At 47.7% G+C, this 26,455-nt stretch carries 31 protein-coding genes; 21 read left to right on the top strand and 10 right to left on the bottom strand.

The window, feature by feature from the left end:
- Positions 1-350 precede the first annotated feature (350 nt).
- Positions 351-791 (top strand): helix-turn-helix domain-containing protein, encoded by a 441-nt coding sequence (locus tag OGY13_RS23485; protein WP_075848914.1) that lies wholly within the window; start codon positions 351-353, stop codon positions 789-791.
- A gap of 84 nt (positions 792-875) precedes the next feature.
- Here OGY13_RS23485 and OGY13_RS23490 read toward each other — a convergent pair whose 3' ends face one another.
- The 3 genes from OGY13_RS23490 to OGY13_RS23500 form a co-directional block, all read right to left on the bottom strand.
- Positions 876-1,364, bottom strand: a complete 489-nt coding sequence (locus OGY13_RS23490; RefSeq protein ID WP_075848916.1) for a putative zinc ribbon protein — start codon at positions 1,362-1,364, stop codon at positions 876-878.
- Between the two features lie 244 nt (positions 1,365-1,608).
- Complete coding sequence (locus OGY13_RS23495) at positions 1,609-1,824, bottom strand: helix-turn-helix transcriptional regulator (protein ID WP_075848918.1); 216 nt, start codon at positions 1,822-1,824, stop codon at positions 1,609-1,611.
- A 111-nt stretch (positions 1,825-1,935) separates the two neighbouring features.
- Positions 1,936-2,583 carry an inovirus Gp2 family protein gene (locus OGY13_RS23500; protein WP_075848920.1) on the bottom strand — a complete coding sequence of 216 codons (648 nt, stop codon included), beginning with the start codon at positions 2,581-2,583 and terminating at the stop codon, positions 1,936-1,938.
- 644 nt (positions 2,584-3,227) lie between these two features.
- Here OGY13_RS23500 and OGY13_RS23505 point away from each other — a divergent pair.
- The 10 genes from OGY13_RS23505 to OGY13_RS23550 all read left to right on the top strand — a co-directional run bounded on the left by OGY13_RS23505 (position 3,228) and on the right by OGY13_RS23550 (position 10,618).
- Positions 3,228-4,280 carry a hypothetical protein gene (locus tag OGY13_RS23505; RefSeq protein WP_250127001.1) on the top strand — a complete coding sequence of 351 codons (1,053 nt, stop codon included), beginning with the start codon at positions 3,228-3,230 and terminating at the stop codon, positions 4,278-4,280.
- 213 nt (positions 4,281-4,493) lie between these two features.
- Entirely contained in the window at positions 4,494-5,318 is an 825-nt protein-coding gene (locus OGY13_RS23510) for a DUF932 domain-containing protein (RefSeq protein WP_182928533.1), read from the top strand.
- Between the two features lie 32 nt (positions 5,319-5,350).
- Entirely contained in the window at positions 5,351-5,800 is a 450-nt protein-coding gene (locus OGY13_RS23515) for an antirestriction protein (RefSeq protein WP_048213146.1), read from the top strand.
- An 11-nt stretch (positions 5,801-5,811) separates the two neighbouring features.
- On the top strand, positions 5,812-6,291 hold the full coding sequence (radC, locus tag OGY13_RS23520) for a RadC family protein (protein WP_286637906.1): 480 nt from the start codon (positions 5,812-5,814) through the stop codon (positions 6,289-6,291).
- 14 nt (positions 6,292-6,305) lie between these two features.
- Positions 6,306-6,527 (top strand): DUF987 domain-containing protein, encoded by a 222-nt coding sequence (locus OGY13_RS23525; protein ID WP_004192297.1) that lies wholly within the window; start codon positions 6,306-6,308, stop codon positions 6,525-6,527.
- Between the two features lie 24 nt (positions 6,528-6,551).
- Positions 6,552-6,911, top strand: a complete 360-nt coding sequence (locus OGY13_RS23530; protein WP_286637909.1) for a type IV toxin-antitoxin system YeeU family antitoxin — start codon at positions 6,552-6,554, stop codon at positions 6,909-6,911.
- Positions 6,912-6,967: 56 nt separating this feature from the next.
- Entirely contained in the window at positions 6,968-7,309 is a 342-nt protein-coding gene (locus tag OGY13_RS23535) for a TA system toxin CbtA family protein (protein ID WP_286637912.1), read from the top strand.
- A 113-nt stretch (positions 7,310-7,422) separates the two neighbouring features.
- Positions 7,423-8,256, top strand: a complete 834-nt coding sequence (locus OGY13_RS23540) for a DUF4942 domain-containing protein (protein WP_286637914.1) — start codon at positions 7,423-7,425, stop codon at positions 8,254-8,256.
- A 422-nt stretch (positions 8,257-8,678) separates the two neighbouring features.
- A complete protein-coding gene (locus OGY13_RS23545) occupies positions 8,679-9,152 on the top strand; it encodes a hypothetical protein (RefSeq protein ID WP_213752156.1) in 474 nt (157 codons plus the stop codon).
- A 20-nt stretch (positions 9,153-9,172) separates the two neighbouring features.
- Complete coding sequence (locus OGY13_RS23550; protein WP_213752157.1) at positions 9,173-10,618, top strand: DUF5677 domain-containing protein; 1,446 nt, start codon at positions 9,173-9,175, stop codon at positions 10,616-10,618.
- Between the two features lie 2 nt (positions 10,619-10,620).
- Here OGY13_RS23550 and OGY13_RS23555 read toward each other — a convergent pair whose 3' ends face one another.
- Positions 10,621-10,812 (bottom strand): toxin-antitoxin system HicB family antitoxin, encoded by a 192-nt coding sequence (locus OGY13_RS23555; protein ID WP_213752158.1) that lies wholly within the window; start codon positions 10,810-10,812, stop codon positions 10,621-10,623.
- Positions 10,813-10,948: 136 nt separating this feature from the next.
- Here OGY13_RS23555 and OGY13_RS23560 point away from each other — a divergent pair, with 136 nt between their 5' ends.
- The 3 genes from OGY13_RS23560 (at position 10,949) to OGY13_RS23570 (ending at position 11,981) form a co-directional block, all read left to right on the top strand.
- The gene (locus OGY13_RS23560) at positions 10,949-11,239 is read left to right on the top strand and encodes a SymE family type I addiction module toxin (RefSeq protein ID WP_071444564.1); all 291 of its coding nucleotides are present in this window, start codon (positions 10,949-10,951) and stop codon (positions 11,237-11,239) included.
- Positions 11,240-11,414: 175 nt separating this feature from the next.
- The gene (locus OGY13_RS23565) at positions 11,415-11,675 is read left to right on the top strand and encodes a type II toxin-antitoxin system Phd/YefM family antitoxin (protein ID WP_008786497.1); all 261 of its coding nucleotides are present in this window, start codon (positions 11,415-11,417) and stop codon (positions 11,673-11,675) included.
- Positions 11,676-11,678: 3 nt separating this feature from the next.
- A complete protein-coding gene (locus OGY13_RS23570; protein ID WP_208743607.1) occupies positions 11,679-11,981 on the top strand; it encodes a type II toxin-antitoxin system RelE/ParE family toxin in 303 nt (100 codons plus the stop codon).
- Positions 11,982-12,089: 108 nt separating this feature from the next.
- On the opposite strand, the gene misL is transcribed toward OGY13_RS23570, so the two are convergent.
- Together misL and OGY13_RS23580 are read right to left on the bottom strand one after the other, a co-directional pair.
- Positions 12,090-14,894 carry an intestinal colonization autotransporter adhesin MisL gene (gene misL / locus OGY13_RS23575; RefSeq protein WP_213752159.1) on the bottom strand — a complete coding sequence of 935 codons (2,805 nt, stop codon included), beginning with the start codon at positions 14,892-14,894 and terminating at the stop codon, positions 12,090-12,092.
- Between the two features lie 75 nt (positions 14,895-14,969).
- Positions 14,970-15,587: a helix-turn-helix transcriptional regulator gene (locus OGY13_RS23580; protein WP_213752160.1), complete on the bottom strand. Its 618-nt coding sequence runs from the start codon at positions 15,585-15,587 to the stop codon at positions 14,970-14,972.
- Positions 15,588-16,164: 577 nt separating this feature from the next.
- On the opposite strand from OGY13_RS23580, the gene OGY13_RS23585 reads away from it, so the two are divergent.
- The 3 genes from OGY13_RS23585 to OGY13_RS23595 all read left to right on the top strand — a co-directional run bounded on the left by OGY13_RS23585 (position 16,165) and on the right by OGY13_RS23595 (position 19,238).
- On the top strand, positions 16,165-16,938 hold the full coding sequence (locus OGY13_RS23585) for a winged helix-turn-helix domain-containing protein (protein ID WP_213752179.1): 774 nt from the start codon (positions 16,165-16,167) through the stop codon (positions 16,936-16,938).
- Positions 16,935-17,399 (top strand): YqeJ family protein, encoded by a 465-nt coding sequence (locus OGY13_RS23590; protein WP_003827183.1) that lies wholly within the window; start codon positions 16,935-16,937, stop codon positions 17,397-17,399. The genes OGY13_RS23585 and OGY13_RS23590 overlap by 4 nt, the downstream gene beginning before the upstream one ends.
- 342 nt (positions 17,400-17,741) lie before the next feature.
- Positions 17,742-19,238: a C69 family dipeptidase gene (locus OGY13_RS23595; protein WP_032945412.1), complete on the top strand. Its 1,497-nt coding sequence runs from the start codon at positions 17,742-17,744 to the stop codon at positions 19,236-19,238.
- Positions 19,239-19,274: 36 nt separating this feature from the next.
- Here the strand turns inward: OGY13_RS23595 and OGY13_RS23600 are convergent, their stop codons facing one another.
- Positions 19,275-20,177 carry a LysR family transcriptional regulator gene (locus OGY13_RS23600; RefSeq protein ID WP_213752161.1) on the bottom strand — a complete coding sequence of 301 codons (903 nt, stop codon included), beginning with the start codon at positions 20,175-20,177 and terminating at the stop codon, positions 19,275-19,277.
- Between the two features lie 104 nt (positions 20,178-20,281).
- Between OGY13_RS23600 and OGY13_RS23605 the strand changes: the two genes are divergently transcribed.
- Entirely contained in the window at positions 20,282-21,289 is a 1,008-nt protein-coding gene (locus tag OGY13_RS23605) for a zinc-binding alcohol dehydrogenase family protein (RefSeq protein WP_213752162.1), read from the top strand.
- A 16-nt stretch (positions 21,290-21,305) separates the two neighbouring features.
- Entirely contained in the window at positions 21,306-21,596 is a 291-nt protein-coding gene (locus OGY13_RS23610) for a putative quinol monooxygenase (RefSeq protein ID WP_213752180.1), read from the top strand.
- Between the two features lie 39 nt (positions 21,597-21,635).
- On the opposite strand, the gene OGY13_RS23615 is transcribed toward OGY13_RS23610, so the two are convergent.
- Entirely contained in the window at positions 21,636-22,412 is a 777-nt protein-coding gene (locus OGY13_RS23615) for an SDR family NAD(P)-dependent oxidoreductase (protein ID WP_125363063.1), read from the bottom strand.
- A 146-nt stretch (positions 22,413-22,558) separates the two neighbouring features.
- Between OGY13_RS23615 and OGY13_RS23620 the strand changes: the two genes are divergently transcribed.
- Positions 22,559-23,503: a LysR substrate-binding domain-containing protein gene (locus OGY13_RS23620; RefSeq protein ID WP_213752181.1), complete on the top strand. Its 945-nt coding sequence runs from the start codon at positions 22,559-22,561 to the stop codon at positions 23,501-23,503.
- Positions 23,504-23,528: 25 nt separating this feature from the next.
- Positions 23,529-24,431: a carboxylate/amino acid/amine transporter gene (locus OGY13_RS23625; RefSeq protein ID WP_003827166.1), complete on the top strand. Its 903-nt coding sequence runs from the start codon at positions 23,529-23,531 to the stop codon at positions 24,429-24,431.
- Between the two features lie 28 nt (positions 24,432-24,459).
- Here OGY13_RS23625 and nlpA read toward each other — a convergent pair whose 3' ends face one another.
- Together nlpA and OGY13_RS23635 are read right to left on the bottom strand one after the other, a co-directional pair.
- Positions 24,460-25,278, bottom strand: coding sequence for a lipoprotein NlpA (gene nlpA, locus OGY13_RS23630; RefSeq protein ID WP_212024641.1), 819 nt, complete (start codon positions 25,276-25,278; stop codon positions 24,460-24,462).
- Between the two features lie 123 nt (positions 25,279-25,401).
- Complete coding sequence (locus OGY13_RS23635; protein ID WP_213752163.1) at positions 25,402-26,316, bottom strand: Rpn family recombination-promoting nuclease/putative transposase; 915 nt, start codon at positions 26,314-26,316, stop codon at positions 25,402-25,404.
- Positions 26,317-26,455 lie beyond the last annotated feature (139 nt).

Genomic DNA, 26,455 nt, shown 5'->3' on the forward strand with positions numbered 1-26,455 from the left:
GATCTGTCCTTGGCATCTGCTGTTAACGCGATTCTATCTCAATTTCGTGGTATCAAAACCCCGGCCTAATGATATCAGGGGCATAGCGCAACTTACGTTGTGATTACTGATGACAGGTAAGAAGTAATTTTTTTCGTTGCTTTTGGATGGATTGCTTTCCAAAGTGTAGGTTCGTACTGCCACCTTCAACAAATCTTCCGGTTGCAATATAATGAAATGAATTTTCCGTACTATATTACGGCATAAAGCTAATAATAAAGACGAATAACTATGATTTCGGTAAAATATTACTATTAATTAAGTTAAGTATCGCACTATAGTTTTCTTTCTAATAGCTTGGATTGATCAGTATGAAGAGTAATCATAGTCAGCTCAGTTGGGGGGAGCGCCCTATCCCGAAAGGACCGGAGCATTTCGGCGAGCGTCTCAAAGCTGTTATAGGAAAGCAGTCTGTCGCTTCTTTTGCCAGGGATTGCGGGGTCTCCGAAGCATCCATGAGAAAATACCTTAAAACCGGTACAGAGCCAGGTATCGATAGCGTGGCTATGATTGCCGCCTGTACCGGACGTTCTCTGACCTGGCTTATTACGGGGGAAGGCGACCCCTTTACGGACAACGCCAAGCAGGAACACTTTTCAGAAGAAGATATCAAAAAATGGTGGGGCCTTATTTTCGACGCTTTGGACGTTGAAAATAAAACCAAAATTATCCATGCTTTTCAGCAAGGTGGCCTGAGTTCTGTATTTCATCCTTCTCTCGCTACCAGTAAGGCGGTCAAAATAAAGGGATAGTGTGGGCCTGTAAGCGCATTTCTGGCTGTTTTGATGATGAGATCGTGGGATTCCGCTATGGTGAGCAACGGCCTTCAGGGTGGCTTACCGGTCGCCTGAGGGCGGTATCTGAGCTGTCGCTTTATTCCCCGAATTCGATTTACCTTCCGGCTGGTTATAATTCCAGCTCCAGTCTCCTCTGCTGATGCTGTATATCCCCGTTTTGCAGGTCTTACAATGTTTCTCCCCCTGATAGTGAGTATTGCACCAGACACAGAACCAGTGCGTAACCGGGTTGATGGTATCCATACTGTCAACCAGTGCGCGTAATCGTAGAAGAAAAGCCTGCCTCCTGATTTCTGCCCGAATGTAACCACATTTTGACACATCGGCTTTAGTGACTTTAGTAGGCGGAAAATGCTCAAACCAGGCTTCTTCACCAATGATGTTGTCCTGCAGCCTTACAGGACAATGGCAATCAGGACAGCGCCACAGATTGTCAGTTCCGGGCTGAACCTCTTTTGCAGGAACGTAATGATTGTCAGCGTCGAGTGCCAGATACTGCTTTACCCGCAATATGTTTATCTTGGGCATGGCTATGATTCCTTTTAGTTTCATACAGATGAGACGGGGATGACAATCAGATGAGATGTGTACATGCCCAGTGTACCTCTGTCGTTATTTTCGATATGCGTAGAATGCGCTACATGCATTTCTAACCGGTTTTCTTTTTAAGATGTGTAACTCGTTAGTGTTAAAGCGTAAAGCTTCAATGAAGGCTTTGGGGCGGTTTGAGTCAGTAGCTCGAGTTAACTTATCAGATTTATTCTCAGTTATATTACTGTCGCGACTGATTGATGCGGTTTTGAACCCAGGCCTCCACTTCACTTTGCATCCAGCGGGAACTACGACCCAGTTTAATTGGCTTCGGAAACTCTCCGTCTTTGATCAGCTTGTAGAACCATTTATCGGTTAAGCCCGTAAAGCTGGTGATAAATGCCATATCGACCATTTTGTCGTTGGCGAGGTAGGATTGTTGGTCGTTGTTGCTCATGGGGTTGTCTCCATACTGATATTGAGTGAATCAGGAGACGCGCCATTGCTGGTGGTTGACGGTTGACGCATTCTCCTTCTCAACATCCACTCCCTCGTAAAAAATTACGTATCAGTTCTGAGAGCAGCCAAAGTTACGCTGACCATCGGAGTTGTCTTTGCTGTACTCTTTAGCCAAATAAATTGCTCTTGAGGTCAAATCTTCGTAAGTGTCCTCGAAGTAACGGTTATTACGGTTTAACTGATAAAACCCGCTTGGTGGGATGTGAATCAGTCCCACATACTTGCTTTCCGCGTATTCTCGTTTGATTGCCCGTATCCATGCCCGAACAACCATATTAAAAACACTCTGGTTGAAGGTATTACCAGGATCTTGTTTAATCTTCCCCGGCCATGCATAGGCGTCTTTGTTGAGCAAAAGCAATACGTGATAATGTTTCTTGCTCCCTTCCTGATTAAATTCCCGTACCCATACAAATCTCATGTTGCATGTCAGGGTCTTCTTACCCGCTTTTCTCTTACGATTAATGTCCGCTTTGATCTGTGCTTTTACCGAGTTGATGAAGCGAGTGATGACCTCAGAGCCTGTATAACACTGTGTAGGGCAATCTGGACGCTCTTCTTCGTCAGGGAAGCGCAGATCGAATCTGATTGCCAATAGCCGGGGATACTGTTTTAACGCTCTGTCAATTGTTCTGGTGATACCGTGCACATAGGTTTGATTCAGTTCCCCATACCGGCTTTGGTTCTTGGTGTTCATTACGTGGTGTCCTTAGCTGATTGAACTCAGCTCATCGGATACCTGGTAATGATTTAAGGAATGCTGAAATCTACTAATCTCTTCTCCTTGCGATATGCCACTACTCCACTTCCTATAGATTTCCCCTAACGGGATGGTTACGGGTACTCATATCCCCTTATGTAGATCTACTTCCGTATGTCTTTGTTGCTTACTGATACCTATGTCTACTACATCTACGTCCATTATTAACAATACGAAGGAACAGAAGGGAAAAGGAAGGGAATGGCAATAGAAGAAAGAAAACCTAAAAATGAAGGAAAACTTCTATCGACACCCACTGAAATCACTCTCAAGTTAGTGTGGCCTGTCGGGGAGTTTTGGGCATGCAGGAATGGGGCTTGAATTTACTGCCAGTGCGTCAGAGATAGTAAAAGCTCTTTTAATTGAAGTAGCAGTATTTTTATACGGAGCTTGAAAGTAATAGGCATCGTGGAAGCGATATGGTGTTCCATTCAGTTTTTTACCAGCCTTACAACTTGGTGAAGCTGGTAGCTATGTCGACTTGGCGAGAAGTATAGTTACAGGCATAGTGGACTATTAAAGAAAAGTGCTGTACTTTTTTAGTAAAAATAAGTGCTGTACTTTGTGGGTTAGAGGTGTCTATGCCGAGTGAAAAAAGAGTTTCAGTAAACTTTGACGATGTGTCTTTCCTCGAGTTTCTTGAGAAGACAGCTGCTCCCAAGACAAAAAATAAAGATGGCAAAGGGAAAAGTAAAAGTATTTCACGATTCATATTACAGGTATTGAAAGAAAAATATGAAGAAGAATACTTTTACAGTAAAAGAAAGCATTATTTTGAAAATGAGCGTTTCTTTAAAAATGATTTTAATGAAATGACTACTGCTGAATTGCTTAAAGCATCTGCGGGAAAAGAGATAATGAAGAAAACATTTGATGCCATATGGTATCAAATGGAAAATACAGAGGTAATAATAAAAGAAAGTCATACTGCTGATGGACATAAAGATGTAAAGAAAAAGAGCAAAATATCTAACATTAGCGATACTCATAGCTTTGTTTATAGTTTCATGAATTATACAATTGACAACCCTTACTCTTTAATTAAGCATCTAAAGCCAAAGCTTATTGAAATTTTGCATGATGAATTTAAATCAATCGTTCCAAACATAAATGAAACGTTTTGGGACTCTGAAATTGCTCAAACTCATGCATATGGAAAGGCAGACATTAATTTATTCATGGTTAGTAGGCTTGATATTTCAGTGCTAGGCATTGTTGATAATATGGTTCAGTTATACATTAGTGTTTCTTATTCTATTAAGAGATTTCCCTCTCTTTATGCTGAGAAAGATCTTTTGTTCAGGCTTCTTGACTTTGATAATATACAATTTAAATCTTTCGCAGCTATAGCCAAAGGGCATATTGCACGAAACAAATATCACCGACTAATATATCTGGAGGGTTTTACTGATTACATCAGGAATCGTGGTTACTTTGTTGGGTTTTTACATCGCCCACGAACATTAGATGAAATGACAAACTATGTTAATGATTTTAAATGTAAAAAGGATGTTAGCAATATAAATGGACAATACATTAAAATATTCATGAGTCAGTCCGTTGTATCTGTAGATGAGAACTCCCTAAAAAAACATACCCGTATGGAACTTGGCATTCGACTGTGGAAAAAATAGGATAAGTTCCAAATAACTACATCTATAGCAGGTCAACTTCCATACCTGCTGGATTATGCAAGTAAGATTCACATGCATACTTTTTAAAGTATATATGATTCACGTGTTAATAAAACTACCTTGTTTTTATAAGCAGTGTTTTATTAATTCTCTCTTATCTAAAAAACCATCCTTCGGGGTGGTTTTTTTATACCAGTTTAAAAGGAATGAAAAATGACTCGTTTAGCTTCCCGCTTTGGTAAAGTGAATGTAATCCGCCGCGACCGTCCTTTAACTCGCGATGAATTGTTTTGTGTCGTCCCCAGCGTATTCAGTGAGGAAAAGCATGCATCACGCAGTGATCGCTATACTTATATTCCGACAATTACCCTACTGGATAACCTGCAACGTGAAGGTTTTCAGCCGTTCTTCGCCTGTCAGACCCGTGTGCGCGACCAGAGCAAACGCGAACACACCAAACATATGCTGCGGTTACGCCGTAAAGGCCAAATCACCGACAAACAGGTGCCGGAGATCATCCTGCTTAACAGCCATGATGGTTCGAGTAGCTATCAAATGTTACCTGGGATTTTCAGGGCTGTATGTCAGAACGGGTTAATTTGCGGTGAGTCCTTTGGCGAAGTGCGTGTCCCCCACAAAGGAGATGTTGTTGAGAAAGTTATTGAAGGGGCCTATGAGGTGCTGGGGATATTTGACCGGGTGGAGGAGAAGCGCGATGCGATGCAGTCCCTGATATTACCGCTACCCGCACAGCAGGTACTGGCTAAAGCGGCGCTGGCGTATCGCTTTGGTGAAGACCACCAGCCGGTGACTGCCGCCCAGGTACTCACACCGCGTCGCTATGAAGACCGCAATGATGACCTCTGGACCGTTTACCAGCGTGTGCAGGAGAACCTGATGAAGGGAGGACTGTCAGGACGGAACGCACAGGGTAAACGCAGCCGAACCCGCGCCGTGAACGGCATTGACGGGGACGTAAAGCTCAACCGGGCCCTGTGGGTGATGACCGAAAACATGCTAGCCCTGTCTGGCCGTTGATGCCAGTCATTTTGATTACAGGAGATATATTAATGGATAAACACATTTCGCAGCCCCCTGAGGTGACAGAGCCATTCATCCTCGCAGCCACTAACGTACCGGATGAACAGCGCCTTCGTTTCTGGCCTCAGCGCTTTGGCTCCATCCCGCAATGGATAACCCTTGAGTCCAGTATCTTTGCGTGGATGGACCGGTTGTGTGCGGATTACTGCGGTGGCGTCTGGGCCTTTTACACTCTCAGCAACGGTGGTGCCTTTATGGCTCCGGAAGAGAGTGAAGGTCTATGGTCTCTGTTTAATATCCTGAATGGTAACGGGGCTGAAATGAGTGCTGAAGCTGCGGGTATTGCCGCCTGCCTGATTGCTTACAGCCACCATGCCTGCCGCACGGAGTGCGATGCCATGACAGAGCATTATTACCGTCTGCGCGACTATGCGCTGAACCACCCTGAGTGCAACGCCATTATGCACATCATCGACTGAGGTACTGCACCATGGAAAAACAGTTACCGTTGTTTGCATATGAACTGACGGCATCAGCACAACAGACCATCCGCGAGGCGCTGACTCTGCTGGAGCGCCAGTTACGTGAGCCCGGCGCGTCGTTTACCTCCGGCAGCTCAGTACGTGACTGGTTACGGCTTCATCTGACTATGGAGGAAAGAGAGGCATTTGTTCTGCTGCTGCTGGATAACCAGCACCGCCTGATTACGCACGAAACGCTGTTCAAAGGCACCATCAGCCATACCGAAGTCCATCCACGGGAAGTGGTGAAGGCCTCCCTGAAATACAATGCGGCAGCGGTGATTGTTGCTCACTGTCATCCCTCAGGCCATGCCAAACCCAGCCAGTCTGACAGACGGGTGACTGAGCGACTGAAGAATGCTCTGGACCTTGTGGGTGTGCGTCTCCTGGACCACCTCGTTATCGGCGGAATGGATATTGTCTCGTTTGCCGAACGGGGCTGGTTATAAGGGAGGAGTCATTAATGAAAATTATCAGTAAGCGTCAGGCAATGGCGATATACCGCCAGCATCCACAGTCCCGGTTGTTTCGCTTCTGTACCGGTAAATATAAATGGTCCGGTAGCATCTGCCACTATGCCGGTCGTGAGGTGGAAGATATCAGTGGTGTACTGGCCGTATTCGCAGAGCGCCGCCAGGACCGCAACGGCCCGTATGTCGTATTACGCAGCGTAAGCCTGAATTAATTCACGATTAAGGAGAGCGACATTTTGTCGAAGAATACCACGATAACAACACATGATATCAGCGAACCCTGGTGGGGACTCAGACGCAGTGTTTCCCCGTGTTTTGGTGCCCGTCTGGTCCAGGAGGGAAACCGCCTGCATTACCTGGCTGACCGGGCAAATTTTGATGGTCAGTTCTGCGATGCGGATTTGCGCCATCTTGACCAGGCTTTCCCGGTATTGATGAAACAGCTGGAGTTAATGCTCACCAGCGGTGAACTGAATCCCTGTCATCAGCACGGCGTCACACTGTATGCAAAAGGTCTGACCTGCGAGGCGGATACGCTGGGCTCGCACGGCTATGTTTATATCGCGATTTATCCCACTCCCGTCGCCACGGCATAACACTTTAATACTTCGCCCTTCAACGCACATATCTTCCCACTAAAGAGATAACGCTTATGCAAACCAAATCATCCCCCCTCATGCGGGCGGCATCGTCACGTCCGTCTTCCGTTGATGTCTGGCAGACCCTGCTGACCTGTCTGCTGGAACAGCACTATGGCCTGTCGCTGAACGATACGCCGTTCAGTGATGAAACCGTTATTCAGGAGCACATCAACGCCGGTATCACGCTGGCGGATGCAGTTAACTTTCTGGTGGAAAAGTACGAACTGGTTCGTATCGATCGCAGGGGGGTTAACTGTCAGGAGCAGTCACCTTACCTTCGGGCGGTAGATATTTTACGGGCGAGGCAGGCAACCGGTCTGTTGCGGCAGAACCAGCTTCCTTCGACACGCTGAATCTTGCGAGCCGTCTTCCCGATTTACATTCCCGAACTTACTTCCTCTTTTACTCATTGCATAATGCGCCTGCCATTTACGGTGGGTGTGTTTGCTTTTACGGACAAAATATCATGCAAACAGAAGCTGAGGTTTTAACCGATCATAATGAGCTAATTTGCTCAACCAGCATTGAGCGTATCGTGATAGGACGCGATGCAGCGCTGAAACAGATCGAGGCGCTGATTCGTCAGCTTGATGACGTTTCCCGACTCACTTCCACGATTGGTGGTGACATAGCGAGTCACTGGGCGTTGCAGCAGGGCCATTCTTTCGACTGCTGGCTTGTGCAACCTGTAGACAAAGCGATGCCAGTCATCACCCGCAACATTGACCGTAGTATCTGGCGCGATCTGATGTTGAAGTCAGGGATGCTGACGTTAATGGATGCTGAGGCGCGTAGCCAGTGGGCTAAGAACCTCGAAGAGGATGACCTCCCGGCAATCAGCGAAGCGAATATCCTGAGTACCTTTGAGCAGCTTCATCACAACAAACAGGAGGTCTTTGAGCGTGGCATCATCAATGTGTTCAGGGGATTAAGCTGGGATTACAAAACCAATAACCCCTGTTACTTCGGCAAGAAGATTATCGTTAACAATCTGGTGAAGTACGATAAATGGGGCTACGGCCTGAACTGGGGCTGGCGACGTGACCAGATTGCGGATCTGGAGCGCATGTTGTTCCTACTGGATGGTAAAACCATTCCCGATAATCGGCACGATGTGACTATCCGACTGATGGACTTCATTCGCGATAATCCACATCAGCAGGTATTCGAAGATAATCTCTTCACTATTCGCTACTTTCAGAAGGGCAGTGGGCATATCACTTTTAAACGCCTAGATCTGGTGGAGAGGATGAATGATATCGTGGCAAAACATTTTCCTAGAGCGCTACCTGCAAGATAACCTGAGTCGATTATGGGTTTCTGGCATAATCATTGCTGCCAAGAATTCTCAACAGGCTATTACGCAACCTGTAAGTCTAATTTACAAGTTCAACAGGAAGAGCACCGCCAGACACTGGCAAACTTAATATGCGAAACTTCAGTTGTTCGGTTTTACCAAATAACTGCGGTGCTAAACAACAACCGAAAGCGAGAATGATATTGCCGCTTTACTACCGTGGAAAACAGAGGTCAAACGTAGCTCTGGATGCCTCCGCTCCCCACAAGCAAAATCATTTGGGGGTGCTTATGGGGGTTACTCATTTATCCAACACAATATATCAATTTTAAATCAATAAGTTAACAATCAAATGCGACTCCTGTGATCTCCGCCAAAATTCTTTTATCTCCGATTTAACATCTCTGAACTACAGGAATATCGATATGGAATATTCTGAAAAGATAATAGTTGCGATTATTGCTGCAAGTGTGTCCATTCTAGTATCTATATTCGGATTTTTTACAAATTTATTTCAAACAAAAATATCACAAAAAAGATTCGAAAGAGAGTTAAAAAACAAGTACACAAATATACTTTACGAAAAAAGAATTGAGCTTTATCCTACGGCATTTAAAATATCATCAAAAATTAAAAAAATACAAGAGCACGGTGGTATAATCCCAAGAGAACAGCAACTCAGGATAGTAAAAAAATTAAATTTGTGGGTTGAAGATGAAGCAGGTTTATTTTTATCTACAGATGTAATCAATGCTTATTATAAGCTAAGAAAATCGTTAGGAAATTTACCTGGAAATGGTGATAGATACACTGATATTCAAATCGATAAGATTTGGAAAGCAAGAAATGATTTTAGAGTAGCTCTTAGGAATGATATAAGTAACCTTCATAGAAGGTAAATTTTTATAAGGAGATTAATATGCCTGTTAGCAAAAACAAAAGAAATAAAAGTGGAAAGAGCCGCACAACATTACGTGAGCATAAGAAGCAAGGAAAAACATTAAAGCCAGCTTTCAGCCAACTTGAAAACAAACTTGAGGGGCGATTATTCTATTCCAATTGGACATATGAGCGCTTACCTGAGATGATTTGGGCAATTGTAATACGTTCTGCATACTCACAAACTTTAGCATTACAACACTTCAATAAAATAATATCTTTTATCAAAAGTCATCCCCTAAAGGATAAATTTGAAGATATTTCAATTACTAGTATATCTGAGCTTGATCTAGATCTAAGAGAACAACTAATAAAAATAATTACTTCCGATAAACATGTTGCAAATGCACTTACTATTCTTCGGTTATTTCCATCCCTTCCAGCAAAAGAAACTTGGTATAAATATTTACCTGCAGCCGCGCCAAATATGCATCTTTTAATGTCGGCGGTTGGAGAAACTCTTTTTCATCAGACTCAAGAAGCTACTGATTGTCGTTGGCTAAGAGTTATGGCGTTAGTAGCTGCGAATAAAGTTCATATCCCAAGAGATGAAATAGAAAAGTTAATACATTACCCAAATATGGGTGATCAGCGTTATGTAAGGCCAATGATCCGTTCATTAGAAATGACATTCACGATTGAAAACAAAGATTGGCCAACAGGATTTTGGAATGAGTGTTGGGAGAATACACCTTGTTTGGTTCCAAGAGAACCCAAAGAAAGATCTGAAAATATCGACGATGGCCTTAGCTCAGTAGAATTAATTCATTCTCAATTAATAATTCATTGGAAAAAAACTCATAAAACTACCGAGATAGATGCAAAGCATGATTGTATTTTTGGAATAACCCTTTACTCTTTAAAGCTTATCAGAGAATGTATTGAGGGCAATGTTTCATCAGGAATTCTTGGTCGGTTATCGTTGAGAAGTTTATTTGAAAATTATGTCACGCTGCATTATTTAATCAATAAAAATGAAGGTAAGCTATGGAATAAGTGGCGTAAATATGGTGCAGGGCAAGCAAAACTCAATGCTCTCCGATTCGATGAAAATCTGGCACCTCCGAAATATATCAATCAAGAAACACTTGAAATAATAGCTGGCGAAGATACTTGGGAAGAGTATTTAGATATAGAGTTAGGTAACTGGACAAATTTAGATTTACGAAAGCTAAGTATTGAATCAAATTTAAAAGAATTCTATGACGCCTACTACTCTTGGACCTCAGGATTCGCACACGGACACTGGGGGGCAGTAAGAGAAGCTGAATTTATCACATGTGGCAACCCATTACATAGACTGCACAGAATTCCACACTCATTACCCCTACAAGACGTCAGCAACGACTTAGAATCAATATTTAATAAAATACTAGACGATTTGGAGAGTGTATACTCTAATTTTCCATATCGACTAGAACTATAAAATTATGAAACTGGCTCAATTCCTAATTTTTCAAGTTCTTTTCTCCCCAAGGTTTTGAGCCAATTCCCCAAACTCATCCCTTCGGTCTTTGCCGCAGCCTCAAACTGCGCCTTTAACTCAGGCGTGATACGAATCTGGAAAGTTGGTGCTTTTCCGGATTTAGACTGATTTGGATCGCGTTTCGCCGTTGACATGTACGTACCTACAAGAGCAGTATACCACCAATCAGGTACGTACCTTTGTATCTGACGACCTGACTTATAAACGCCCTCGCCTGGTATTCGCAGTACCCGGCGAAAGCTAACCTCACCAACTATCAAGGAGTTGATTATGGCTGATTCGCATTCTACCCCAGACACCGACCAATCCGGAACCGAGCGTTCGGTAATTGTGGGATACCGCCCGAATGTTTTCGACAAATCCACACCCAAAATTATTCTTTCCGGCAAGTGGCTACGCGAAGCGGGGTTTGATACCGGGCAACAGATTACCGTAAAAGTGATGAATGGCTGTATCGTCCTGATGGTCTATGGCGAGCAGGAGCAACGGTTGCAGGATGAGTTGAAAGAGGCACATCAGAAGCTGAACAGAATCGAGAGCACATTGGCGACTCTCCAGTGAAGCACGGCTGAACCTGCAAGCGGTACTTACAGGTTTACTTGGTGCCGGATGGCGCTTGCGCTTATCCGGCCTACTTTCACAATACCCTTTGTCTGACCACCCACCTCATAGTGACCCCCAGAAAGATATCGACTATAATGAACGAATCGAACGATTCATGCGAAATGGTGGCAATATGCATACTCTTACGGCAAATGAAGCCAAAACCCAGTTTGGCGATATGCTACTTAAAGCGCAGCGAGAACCTGTGCAAATTAATCGTAACGGTAAACCTGTTGCAGTCGTCGTTTCCATTGAGGACTATGAACAAATGGAAGCCATGAAGCTCCAGTTACTGAAGGCCAAAATTCAGCGTGCTCAAAACGATATTCATTTGGGCAATATTGTTGATGGTGATGCTTTTTTTGATGAGTTGATGGATCAACACAAAGGATAAAAAGTGAGTTACAAACTTACTGGAGAAGCACAGCGCGATATTATTGAAATCCGTGATTACACATCAAGAAATTGGGGCGCTAAACAGTCTAGGGATTATCTTAGGAAATTACAGGTCGTTCTCTCTCAGTTAGCTGAAATGCCAGGCATGGGGCAGCATCGCATTGATGATTTTGGTGCAGATGTTTACAGCTTTCCTTATGTTAGTCATATGATTTACTACTGTGCACAAGACACAAATATTGTTGTATTGGCAGTCTTACACCAAAGCCGAGTACCAACAAAACATCTGGGACAACGTTTGTAACCCACCACCTTAATGCCGGATGGCGCTAACGCTTATCCGGCCTACGATTCCCAGAAAAAATAAAGCCGCCGATCGGTTAATCAGCGGCTTTTACATTACTGCATTACATTAGAAGTTATATTTCACGCCGAGCATACCGCGGGTATCGCTGTAGCCTTTATCACCGACCTGTTGGGCCACGTTGCTCCACACGTTGAGGCGCGGAGTGATTTGACCTTCAACGCCGACTTTCAGCTCGCCGATGTTTTTGGTGCCGCGCATGTCGTTGCTAACATCGTCCATCTTCACGCTGGTCGTCTGTGTGTTGTGGATCCAGTTGGCTTCAACAAACGGCTGGAACTCGCGAGATTTACCGTCGTCGATGGCGTTGTGCCCGTTGATAAAGGCTTTCACGCCCAGACGAGTCATCAGGTTGCCATCGGTGTTGTCCTTCACGCGGGTACCGTTCGCTTCGCGGTGACTGTCAGCTTGCACGTCCATCCATACCACTTGCGCTTTCGGTTGCAGCCAGTAGCTGTTGCGCTCGCTTTCGCCCAGTTTGAAGCTGTAACCGGCTTCAACCGAAGCGGTTATTCCGCTGGATTTGTATTTCTCTGCTGCCTGCTCCTGGCCCATCACTTTGTTATCAAACCAGTTATACAGCGCCCAGGTATCTACGTAGGTGCCGGTCTTGTCGGCGTCATTGGCATACCATGTGCCGTACAACCCCACGCTGTAACCGGTGACCTGGCCACGTGAATGGTAGCCGGTCAGGCTGGACCGCGTGCGGTTCTGGCTGTTGGCATAACCGGCCATCGCGCCGAGGTGCCAGCGGTCAAGACCGTCGCTACTCCACTGCGCCAGGTCGCCGCCCAGCTGCATCACATAGCTGTTGCTTTGGGTTTTCAACTGCCCGCTACCGTCTTTGAAGCGGGTATGCGCCCCAACGTTACGCATCCACAGGCTAGTAACTTTCTTCTCGCCTGTCAGCATATCGACGTACTGCGTTTCACCCAGACGATCGTGCAGTCGGGTCATAAACAGCGTGTTAGCCGCATAGTTGTTCGCCAGATAACTGCCTGCTTCCGGACGGTATTGCTGCTCAGTGACAGGAGGCGCAACAGGTTCTTCCGGCTCAGGGATAATCGGGTCTACAGGATCGACCGGGTCTGGATCAATAGGGTCAACCGGGTCCGGATCAACAGGGTCAGGGTCATGCGGATCGACGGGGTCCGGGTCTTCCGGATCCGGAGGAGCAGGAATAAAGCTGGTCAGATACCAGTTACTGCCTTTCTGCACAACGTTATAGTCGTACGCACCGGCAACAATACGGCCCGCTTTCTCAAAAGTACCGTCAGAATTACCGGCCACTTCGATGATCTCAATACCTTCAATGGTCTGCGCCCCGGTTCCGCCAATGTTATTCACCGCCACAAACGCATTACCCGCGGTGTTGCCGAGCACTTTCAGCTTGTCGGTTTCGGAGGTATCGTCATTCAGGACAGTATTGAAAACCAGTTTGCCGCCGTTCCCGGTAAAATCTTCATTGATGGTAAGCGTCTGCCACGGTTCGCCGTCAGCATGCCCAAAGTTCACCACTGACCCGCCGTTCAGCGTCAGGTCGGTGAGCGTTGAACTGTTAGTCATGTTCCAGGTCGCGTCGCTCATTTGCAGCGAGATAACGCCCGTCCCGGCAGTGGCGCTGGTGATATATGACGCCCCGCTCCACAACGAGTTGTCGGTCATGTTGAGCTTAATGGTACTGTTTTGCTGCGGCAGGCTGCTGGTTGCAGCAGTCGCGCCAGCGGCATGAAGATCGCCGTCGATAAGAAAACGCCCGCCAGTAGAACCGTCTACGATGCCGCCCGTTTCGGTGCTGATGGCATAACTTTCGTTGCTGTGATCGCCCGCCATGGTAATGGCGGCACCGCCTGCCAGATTTATCGCCCCGCGTGAAGTCGCATACAGGCCGCGTGGCGCTTTGCTGTATGACGCCGCTTTCGCCGAACTGTTCACGTTGATCGTTGCGTTTTCACCGAGATTCACGGTCGCGTTGGTGGAATAAACCGCATGAGCGCTGACGCCGTTGACCGTAATCGTCGCGTTGTTGCCCAGTTCCGTTTTGGACGATGAGGCGGCATAAATCCCCGTTGAAGAAGCACCCGAAGTCTCAATGGTGGCGTCATTGCCAAGCAGTATCGAGGAACCGTTCTGCCCGGTGCGAAGACCCTCTGAACTGTCACCTGTCGTCACAATGTGTGCCCGGTCGCCGACCACAATTGTATTTTTGGCCTGCGTGGCGTCTTTCATCGCGTTTGCTGTGATACCACGTCCCTGGGAACCGGTGGTTTGAATATACAGATCGTCGCCGACGTAAATGCTGGCCGAGCCCTTCCAACCCTGGCTATAGGAGTTGTAACCGGCGTTAATACCGTCACCATCCTGACCGTCCACATAAATACTGGTGCGATCCCCGGTGATGATAAAGACCGGGTTATCCGGCGTATTGGCCCCGTGCGTGCGGATACCGTCAACATCTTTACCATTATTGGCGGCATTCTTCGACTGCGTGCGAATCGTCAGGTCGTCCCCAAAAATAACGCCCGGACTACCCGTTGTACTGTTCTGAATAACGGTAACAGAGTGCTCAAAAGCTTCAGCGCCGGGTCCATTAATCGTTAATCCATTGCCATAAACGGGAATCGTGCCCGCACTCCATTGATAAACATAATTCGGCATGGCGCTGGTTTTAGCGAAACTGGCATTTGCCTGCGCTGGAATTATTGCCTGCAATTCCGGGGGCAGACTGCTAACCAGTCCGGTGGAGGGTAGACTATCAACGTCAACCCATGCCGCTTGAGCTGAAAATACCATAGAGGTTAATGCGGCTGAAACCGCTATGGCAATACGAGAATAAGATTTGGGATTTGGCATATTAGCCTCCTGCTTTCAGGCGTAGAGCGTCCACCACATCGCAAGGATGTGAAAATAATAAAATTCAAAAATACGTTATAAAATATTCGACAATATTTGATGAATACTATGGCCTAACTTATCTTCAAGCCTGAGCTTGTAGACATATATTTTCTTAATATCGATATTATCTATTTTGGTAATTTTCTGAATACTTTTCCCTGACACAAAACGCTTCAGTAATATCATTTCAGTATAGTTAAGTGAGCGTCCACGTTTGCTGTTAGCGAGATGACCCGTAAAGAGTCGCCTAATTTTCTGATGTTGAACTTCGTCATCATCATCAGAATATATAATCCCTTGTATTTTATTGCTTTTGGACAGCCAGTAGTTGGCTAACGGCGCCAGGTTCCTGTCTGCTATCAACACAATATGCATACCGCTGTAGGCAAGCCGGTCAACCCATTGCGGGTCGGCAAACAGGCGCAGATTCGGGAAAGAAAAGTCCACAAAAATAAACCCACGCGACAAATGGTTTTGATTATTAAGCAGAAGCTTTTCAATAATTCCTTTTTGCAGAAAGCCATTCCCCTCAGGCCAGATCGCAAATGCGGCACGGTGACAGTAACTGGCACGAACCGCAGTATCCGGAAATAATTGACAGGATAATTCACAGCTTATGCAACGAACAGTCTGTGACGGTGATCTCTTCATCAAAAATGACTCCTGTTATTTTTCCATAAATATTTCATTGGTAAATAAATGTGTCAATCCAACACGTAGTACGTTCCTTGTCAGCTAATAACAGTGGCGCTAATAAAATGTAATAAACTCCTGATGCACTAATATGTATGGTCTGTGAGTAATACGATTGCGCTAAGCTTATTTACGCTTTATCTCAGAATAACAACCTATGCATTAGGAATTTTATGCATAAATTCAGATTCCAGGATAAACAGTAAAAAAGCACTATTTGCTAAAAAATAACCTGCGTAAAAGTTACTTACTAATTACGTAATTCTGATAACTCAATCACCCTTGTCATGTTGTGGACAAATATAAAGATAATTCAGATAAAACTGTAATGAATTCTCATTATTTAACCTTAGTTAATTCTCACCTAAGAAATGAGATTGCTAACACATTGTATTTAAAGAGATTTTAATGAATTGGTGAAATTCTTATCTTCGTTCATGAACAAAGAGTGAGGCGCATTTTCGATTTGGATGTAAAATTTAAAGGATGCGTTAGCACACGCTGTGATTCGTTTTGGTTACTGAGGGCTGGGCAATTGTACCTTATCAATCAGTTGGTCGAATTTAATCCTGATAGCAAAAGTCTGGTCAATCGTCAGACCGGGCGAGCAATTCAGCTCCAGCTCCCTGCCTCGCTCTGTTTTCTCTATTTAATTACTCACGCAAGTGACATTGTTTCCCAGAACACGTTGATGACAATTGGTTGGGGTGAAAGAAATAATGTGACCACCACCAACACATTTTACCAGGCTATTCTGACGCTACGAAACGCGCTGGCGGACGTGGGGTTGCCTCGTGATACGGTGAAAACTATTTCCCGACGCGGGCTCAGATTAAATGAGAATACGCAAGTAGAGACAATAACGCTTCAACAGAGTGAAGTTTCCCCGCCGCCGGTTATTGAAGAAATCCCCCCCGCAAAGATAATTCCTTCGACACCACAACAAACGACGCAGATACCCTGGTTTGAGGTTTTATTTAGCACCAGTGTCGTGATTGCCACGTTGATCATCTGGCTGGTGTGGTATCAAACGCGCCCTGTTATGCCGTTTAGTAAATTTGTCCAGGCTTCCATGCAGACGCCATCGCGGCAAAATTGCAAAATCTATTACTCACCAAATGAACACGACCAGCAAGGCTATTTCAATCTGATGCAGTTACATCCCTATCTCTGTGAAAACAACAAGCACGTGTTTCTTACCGGTTACAGCAAAGCGGAAAGGATCGTGGCATTTGTCTGTGATAAAGATGCACGGGTGGATGCTAACGCATTTTGTACTACTCATTATTACTGGATGCGCGGGCAATGAAAAAAACACGCCACCTTATAGTGCTCGTGGCCGGGCTGGTTACTGTGCTCGGTTCAGGCGGATGGTTATGGCATTCACGCTATGCCGACAAACCGCTGAATTGCATCGGTAACATGGAATGGAATATTGGCAGCAACCGCTTTACGGGTACGTTATCGTTTCGGATGTACAACAGTGAAGGCCTGGCCACTATTACCGGCAAACTGTACGGGCGTAATACCTCAGACATTAGCAGGAACATCTATTTTAACTACACCCAAAAGCGCGATGCCCGAGTGCTACAGGCGATGCAGGTCGTCAAAACCTTCGCTGACACCGCTGATGAAGCGGATATTAACGACACATTACCTGGATTTTACCGCCAAAGCGGACGAAGCCTGAGCCTGGTCATGGAGGAGTATAAAGGTGCATGGATTTTTGCCAGCTCCAATGTGCCCTCGCTGTATTGCCGCAAAAGGTAGCGTCATATCCGGAAACAAAAAGTACGGCCCCTCAATGAAATTCACATTTGTCATCATTGACTTACGCGACATGGGTCACTGAATCCACACATAACCCATTGCTATTCTTCATCGCGAATCAGGAAACATCCTGAATATCATAATATCCGTTGCGTAATAATTAAGCGAAATGGGCGTTATATTTTGCCCAGAAGACTTCAACCTACGGATGGATATTTGGAGAAGACGTGGGCAGGGGCGTTTATCTCTCTCGCGAGCAATGTCTGAGTGTTCAGGCGTTATCGCATTTCAGGAAACGGTGTGTTTCCGGTGTATTTTTGGCGTACATATGAGGGATACGTAATGTTTACTTTTAAAAAGTGCCTGATTGCACTTTCTATAAATTTGGCCGTTGTTTCATCAGGTTTTGCTTGTACGACCCTGCTGGTCGGCAACGAAGCATCAGCGGACGGCTCCATGCTGGTCGCCCGTAGCGCAGACAGCGATGCCCTGAAAGCACAGCATTTTGTCATTCATCCGGCAAAGCAAAATCAGACCGGGGTATACAGCACCAAAGCACATAATGGTGCGAATGATTTTACCTGGCCACTGCCGAAAAACTCTCTGCGTTATACCACTGTCCCAAACTGGAAAACCCAACTGCACGGCGCGACCGGATTTAACGAGCTGGGTGTCGGCGTGAGCGGTACAGAATCCATTTTTGCCTCTCCGAAAGCACTGGCCGCCGACCCGTACGTTGAGGATAAAGGGATCACCGAAGACGATATCCCGGATATTCTGCTGTCACAAAGTAAAACCGCACGTGAAGCTGTGGCGCTGTTGGGCCATATCGTTGAGACCGTCGGCGCAGGCGAAGGTTTTGGCGTTGCCGTCGTCGACGATAACGAGATCTGGTACCTGGAAACCGGTAGCGGCCACCAGTGGATGGCGCAGCGTCTGCCGAATAACCAGTATTTTGCCACCGGTAATCAGGGCCGCTTACAGGATTACGATCCTAAAAGTCCGGACATGATGGCGTCAAAAAACCTGATTCAATTTGCGACTGAAAAAGGGCTGTACGATCCGGCGAAAGACGGTAAATTCAACTTCTCCAAAGCCTATACCCGTGATGACGAGCGTGACCGCACGTATAACGACCCTCGCGTATGGACCATCCAGAAAGAGTTCAATCCTTCCGTAAATCAGGATATGGCCAAAGGGCGCGAATTCCCGGTCTTCATGACGCCAGAGAAGAAAATGACGCTGGACGATGTGAAGGCCGTGTTGCGTAGTCACTATGAAGGGACCAGCCATGACCCGTACACCAACGGTCTGAACGGCAAAGAACCATGGCGTCCGGTCAGCGTTTTCCGTACCTATGAAGCGCACGTCATGCAGGTCCGTCCGTGGTTGCCAAAAGAGATTGGTGAAACGACCTACATTGGCCTGGGCATGGCTGACCTCACCGCCTTCGTTCCGTACTACAGCGGCCTGAAAGCGTATCCGGCTAACTACACGATGGGTACCGATAAAGCGGACGATCAGTCTATCTACTGGAAATATCGTAAATTACAAACGCTGACGATGACCGATTATCCGAAGCTCGCACCAATCGTCAAAAAAGCCTACAAAGCGTGGGAAGACAAAGTGGCGAAGGAGCAAAAAGAGGTCGAAGCAGAGTATCTGAAGATGGCGAAAACCGATAAACCCGCCGCGGATAAGATGCTGAATGACTTCAACCTGCGCATCATGGCCGATGCCGAGAAGCTGACGGAAGATCTGACTAATCAGCTCTTTACCATCCGCACTAAAGACATTCAGTCTGATATTTTCTTTGCGAATGCAACGAAAAAAGACTGAGTAACGACGCGATAGTATTCTGGCGTAAAGCGCTTATTAGCTTTGCGCCAGCATTTCACACCGTGCCTTCACCGCCTCGTGCAGAAGGCGTACCGCGGTTGAAAGCTGCTTCCGATGCGGGCAAATCATATTCAGCGGGACTTTCTCTCCCTGATAATCCGGCATCAGCAGTTGTAATCGACCGTCACGCACATCCTCGCTGACATCCAGCCACGACTTGTACGCCACACCTTCTCCGGCAATCGCCAGGCGCCGGATCACTTCCGCATCGTCACTCATAATGGTGCCGTTAACCTGCACACTGCTGACCTCGCCGTTGCGCGTAAACGTCCAGCGATCGTGCAGGCGGCCGCGTAATACGAAAGTCATGGCGTTGAGCTGTGTTAAATCATCCAGTTTTTGCGGCGCGCCGTTTTGCTCAACCCATTCCGGTGATGCCACCAGCACGCGTCGGTTACCCGGTGCAACCGGCAGCGCAATGTAGGACGCGTCTTCGGTGTTGCCATAGCGAAACGCAACATCGACGGGGTCTTTAAAGACATCCGTTACCTGGTCGGAGAAAAAAATCCGCAGGCGCAGCGCGGGATAGCGGCGTCGAAACGACTGAAAGACCGGCAGCAGCAGGTTACGACCGAGATCGGAAGGCACGGCGATTTGCAGCGTGCCAGAAACTTCATCTTCCGGAGTCTGAATTTTTTGCAGCCCGGCATGCATTACGTCCAGCATCTGGCGAGCATAGGGTAACCAGATTTCACCTTCTGGCGTCAGGCGCAGGCTGCGCGTGGAGCGGGCGAACAAGCGGATAGCCAACGTAGACTCCAGGCGCTTGATAGCTGAACTGACCTGAGCAGGCTGAACGCCGACTTCGCGCGCAGCATCACTAAAACTATTCAGCGCCGCGGCGCGGACAAACAACGTGAGATCTTCAAGCCGGAACATTTTCACTCCCCGAGTATAAGTCCTGTCGCCATAGGGCTATTTTTCCCGTTCTGTTACCGGTTTACCATCGAATTATTCAACTGATTCCTGTGACCGGAGAGAATATGAAAGCCATCGCCATTACCCGCGCCGCGACCGACGGCAATAACATTGAATTTTTACAAGAGATTGACCTGCCCATGCCAGTTGCTACCGGGCACGATCTGCTGGTTGAAGTGAAAGCCATTTCCGTCAACCCCGTTGATACCAAGGTCCGCGAAGGTTTTAACGCTGATGTGCCGCGTGTGCTGGGCTGGGACGCCGTTGGCGTGGTGAAGTCCGTGGGCGAAGCGGTCACCCTGTTCGCACCCGGTGATGAAGTCTGGTACGCCGGAGCGCTCGGCCGCGCTGGCAGTAACAGTGAATTTCAGCTGGTTGATGAACGTATTACCGCGCTGAAGCCAAAAACACTGGATAATGCTTCTGCTGCGGCGCTGCCACTGACAGCTATCACCGCCTGGGAAATGCTGTTCGACCGTCTGGGCGTTGAGGAAAATGGCAATGAAGATGATGTGTTATTGATTGTTGGCGCGGCTGGCGGCGTCGGTTCTATTCTGACACAACTGGCCAGTAAGCTGACCAAAATGACCGTCATCGGTACCGCATCACGTCCGCAGAGCCAGAAATGGGTACGTGAAGCGGGCGCTCATCATGTGATTGACCACAGCAAGCCGTTGACGGAAGAGCTGGCACGGATAGGCATTAAAGAGGTGACGCACGTTGCCAGCCTGAACAATACCGAGCAGCACTATTCGCAAATTATTGCCGCACTGGCGCCGCAGGGCAAACTGGCGCTGATTGACGATCCTCAATCTCTCGATGCGCGCCCGCTGAAGGCCAAAAGCATTTCGCTGCACTGGGAGTTTATGTTTACCCGTTCGATGTTTACCACCCACGACATCATTACGCAGCATCAGTTACTGACCCGCGTGGCGCAGCTGATCGACGACAGCACCCTCCGTACCACGCTGGGCGAACATTTTGGCGCGATTACCGCGGCAAATCTGCAAAAAGCCCACACGCAAATTGAAACCGGTCGCTCGGTCGGCAAGATTGTGCTGGAGGGGTTTTAACATGTCTGATTCTGACGTGATTTCAATTATTGCGGTACTGAAAGCCAAACCGGGGAAAATCGACGCACTGAAACAGGCGCTACAAGCTCTGCTGCTGCCCACGCGCCGGGAGCCGGGCAATATTGAATATGCCCTGTTCCAGTTACGCGACACGCCGGATGTGTTCTACGTACGCGAATCCTGGCGCGGTCAGGCCGGTCTGGATGAGCATATCGCTCTGCCACATTTCCAGGCGTTCATTCTACAAATGAACGAGCTGCTAGCCGAACCGCTACGGCTGGATTATCTGACGCCGATTGAGCCTTAATGTCTCGACGCTCCCCCGCAGCTATGCGGGGGATTTACATCAGCCATTACGTCCGGCCATAACTCCCCCATCTACATCCCAGATAGCGCCAGTTACCCATTGCGCTTTGTCTGACAACAGGAAGGCGACGGATTCAGCCACATCACGCGGCGTACCAACCCGACCAATCGGATGGAAGCTGTCAAAGCTACTCATCACACCTTGTACGTCTTCTTTCGGGATAAATCCTTCGTAGATAGGTGTATGCACGACTGCTGGCGAAACGGCATTGACGCGGATCCCATTCGCCCCCAGCTCGATGGCCAGATTTTTAGTTAATGCATGCAGGCCCGCTTTTGCCATTGAGTACGCTGAAGAAGGTGTTGCGCCAATTGCTTGTTGCGCCCACATCGAACCAATATTCACGATGGCACCCTGGATGTTAGCCGCCACCATATTACGCACGACATCGCGGGTGATAAAAAACGTCGCGCGGTTGAGGCTCATGTACAGTTCATAATCTTCAACTTCATGATCAGTGAAAGGTTTTGGGAAGAAAACCCCAGCTGCATTTACTAACAGGTTGATGTCTTTGTGCTCAGCATTCACCGTTGCCATCACCTGCTTAACGCCCGCTTCTGACATCAGATCCGCCACAATGACAGAGACGTCACCCAGCTCCGACAACGCCTGACGGGCCCGTTCCGCTTTCTCGGCACGATTGCCAACCAGCACCACTCGACCACCACCCTGGAGGATCAGTTTTGCGGTTTCAAATCCGATACCACTGGTACCACCCACCACTAACAGTTTTTTGCCGACAAATAATGTGTTCATCGCTAGCCTCGTTTCAAGTATTCGTTAATGCGCTAACAATGCCACTCCCCTGAGGCGCTGACGAATGAGAAGAAATAGCGAACCGAGAAAGAAAATCTATCTCGATGGCATATACTGAAGATATTCACAAAACGGGAAATGACCTGATGCGCTCGCTTAATCGGCTTAAATGGTTACACGCTTTTGAGGCCACTGCCCGCCACGGCAGTTTTACTGGTGCGGCGCAGGAACTGGGGGTCACTCCGGCTGCCGTTGGGCAACTGGTTCGTGCGCTGGAAGACTGGGTTGGCCACCCGCTGCTGCATCGTACCCGTTCAGGCAAAGAGCGTCTCACGCTGGTCAGCGAAGCACAGGACGCGTTGCGCGAGATAACCCAGGGACTGGATAGTCTGGAATCTGGGCTGAACAAGTTACGCGGTCGGCGAGCGCGCTCGGTGGTGATTATCACGGCCTCTCAGGTACTGGTGATGAACTGGCTGATGAGCCGCCTCAATCGTTTCTCACAAGCGCATGAAAACATAGAATTACGCTTGAACGTGACGGAAAAGCTGATGGATGTTGCTCATGGCGAAGCGGATCTGGGCGTACGTTGCGGTAAAGGCGACTGGCCTGGGGTAAATAAAACCTGGCTGATGGATGAAGAAGCGGTTCTGGTTTGTAGCCCGCGTATTGTGCCAGTAGATAAAATTTCCTGTGGAGGATGGTTGGCCGCACAGAAGCTTATCCATGATGACACTCCCCACCCCGGCGCCAATTTCCCGGGCTGGAATGATGTCCTGACCGCCACCCAGGCACCTGCCGTTTGCGACAGTGGATTGCACATCAACTCTACCTCTGCGGTGATTCTGGCGGCGCTCAGCGGTCAAGGTGTCGCCATTGTGCGTAGAGCATTGGTGCAGCAGCTACTGACAGACGGACAACTGGTTCAGCTTCATCCCAACACCCGCTGGCCTCTGGCGTGGTCTTACTACATTGTTACGCCACAGCACGCGGTAATGCGTCCGGAGGTAAAAGTCTTTAATGACTGGCTGATTGCGGATGTGCTGGCAGAAATCACAACCATCTCTGCTATGATGCCTGCACACAAATAAAACAAAACAACATGCCGAGGGAAAGATGAGTTCCACCAGAAGAGGGATGATGAACGTCCTGATTGCCGCCGTATTGTGGGGAAGTTCAGGCGTTTGCGCGCAATACATCATGGAGCAAAGCCAGATGTCGTCGCAGTTTCTGACCATGACGCGCCTGATTTTCGCCGGGCTCATTCTGCTGATGCTCTCTTTCGTTCACGGCGACAAAGTGTTCTCCATTATCAAAAACCGCAAAGACGCCATCAGCCTGCTGATTTTTTCCGTGGTTGGGGCGCTCACCGTACAGCTAACCTTTCTGCTGACTATTGAAAAATCCAACGCCGCCACCGCGACGGTGCTGCAATTTTTGTCACCGACCATAATCGTGGCGTGGTTTTCCGTGGTGCGCAAAGCACGACCGGGGATTTTAGTGCTGACTGCGATCTTCACCTCGCTTATCGGCACCTTCTTGCTGGTCACCCACGGTAACCCGACGTCGCTGTCTATCTCACCTGCCGCGCTGTTCTGGGGAATTGCCTCGGCGTTTGCCGCCGCGTTCTACACCACCTACCCCTCAACGCTTATCGCGCGCTACGGCACGCTGCCGGTTGTCGGCTGGAGTATGTTAATCGGCGGGATGATCCTGCTGCCGTTTTATGCCGGACAGGGCACTAATTTCGTGGTGAATGGCAGTTTGATTCTGGCGTTTTTCTATCTGGTGGTCATCGGCACATCGCTGACGTTTAGCCTGTACCTGAAAGGCGCGCAGATGATTGGTGGACCGAAAGCGAGCATTTTAAGCTGCGCGGAACCGTTGAGCAGCGCATTGCTGTCCCTGCTGCTGTTAGGTATTACCTTTACCCTGCCAGACTGGCTGGGCACGCTTTTGATCCTCTCTTCGGTAATACTTATCTCAATGGACTCACGTCGCCGCGCCAGAGCGGTTTAACACCAACCGGCGCGGCAAAAGGTCATGATTACCAGCCCGGAACCGCGCCACCGTTAAAGATAGTTTCTGCCGCCTTCGCCACTTCAAGTGACTGATAAGATTGCAGGAACTCTTTCACATTCTCGGCATCTTTATTGTCTTCTCGCGCCACCAGAATGTTCACGTACGGTGAGTTTTTATCTTCAATAAATACGCTGTCATGTACCGGGGAAAGCCCGGTTTGCTGGATGTAGGTGGTACTGATAATCGCCACATCCACTTTCTGATCGTCCAGTACACGCGGCAACTGCGCACCTTCCAGTTCCATAATTTTCAGATGCCGCGGATTATCAGTGATATCCAACGCTGTTGGCAGCAGACCGGTATCCGCTTTCAGCGTAATTAACTTCTCTTTTTGCAGCAGCAACAGCGCCCGGCCCAGATTGGTAGGATCGTTAGGTATCGCAATCGTTGCACCGTCTTTTAGTTCAGCGACAGTTTTGATTTTCTTCGAATAACCAGCCATCGGGAACACAAAGGTATTGCCCACCGCAACCAGCTTATAGTCGTGTGCTTTATTATCTTGTTCAAGGAACGGACGATGCTGGAAGACGTTGGCATCCAGCTCACCATGATTGGTGGCATCGTTGGGCAACAGAGAACCGCTAAAACCCACCAGTTCCACCTCCAGACCATATTTTTCTTTAGCGACTTTCTTCGCGACCTCCGCTACATCCTGCTCAGCACCGTTAATTACACCCACTTTTATATGCTTTGCATCACTGCTCTGTTGATCGCATCCTGCCAGCAATAATCCCGCCAGTAATACCGCCGCCCCGGCCCCGAAATAAGGTATCTTCAGCTTCACGTTTTATCCTTTTGCAATAACCGCCTGATGAGTAATGAAATGACTATAGCGGGAAGGCCGCTGCGGTTTAAAAAACGAAAAAGCATCAGCAAGAAGAAAAAAGCATAATGGGGCTAAGATAAATTAGTCGGAAGATACCGTTAGTTCATCAATTGCAAGCCCGGTAATAATTAGCACCAGTTCACGATCGATCCCCTTCTCAAGCATGGCATGGGCTATCCGCAACGCTTCGTCCTTTTTGCCCTCGCGTTTGCCCTCTAGCAACCCTGTCCTTCGTCCCGACTCACGTAAGCATTCTGCAATCGTCATTAATCTCTCCTTATGCTGGGGAACGCGCAGGGCAACCTCTCGAATAAACGCCTCAAAACGCGGTGCGCTGCCAGACTGCACCAGGTAATTAAATAGCGTTTCTACCTGACTGTCATTAGCGTGTCCTTTAATCAACAGGGCAACCAGTTTATCGACCAGCACCATCAAATCGCGCTCGCATATATGCTTCTGGACAAGTTCCAGTAGTGCCACTCGCCGGTGTTGCATAATCTCATCATCAGACACCACCGTGATATCGACCAGCGGGAAGGCCGCTCCATAAAGCTGCCGCGCAGTCTCTGGATCGTCAAATTCATCCAGCCAGCACAGCGAAAAAGGGTACGGGCTGGCAACGCCATGGTAAAAAAGTATCGGAACCACCAGCGGCAGCGTTTTGTGCCCGGCATCAAGGTGATTCTGCATCGCGGCAATGGCGTAACGCATCATTCGGAATGCCATATGAGCATCCGGTGAACTCTGGTGTTCAATCAACGCGTAGATATAGCCTTTACCAGTTCTCGTTTTTAGCGACCACAGAACATCGGAATAACTGGCACGCAGGTCTTCCTCAATAAAACTCCCTGGCTCCAGCTTCAGTGTGTTCAGATCGCAAAGTTCACGTAATGGTGCGGGGAGATAGCTATCAAGAAAATCCCGAGCCGTTTCTGGATGGCTTAAGAACTTTTTAAATACCGCATCATGCGGCGTAGAAGTTGTTGGTTTTTTCATGGCGGTCCGTCACCAAAAGAACAAGATGACGGAACCTTACTCGCCAGTCGCACACACAACATCTGGGAATTTTTCTATCTGCGAGGCGGCTTGGCGGATAAATACATACTTTTGCAATGTATTCATTTTCAGGGAATAA

It is taken from the genome of Citrobacter sp. Cpo045 (genome assembly GCF_030332875.1).
Lineage (GTDB): Bacteria > Pseudomonadota > Gammaproteobacteria > Enterobacterales > Enterobacteriaceae > Citrobacter > Citrobacter portucalensis.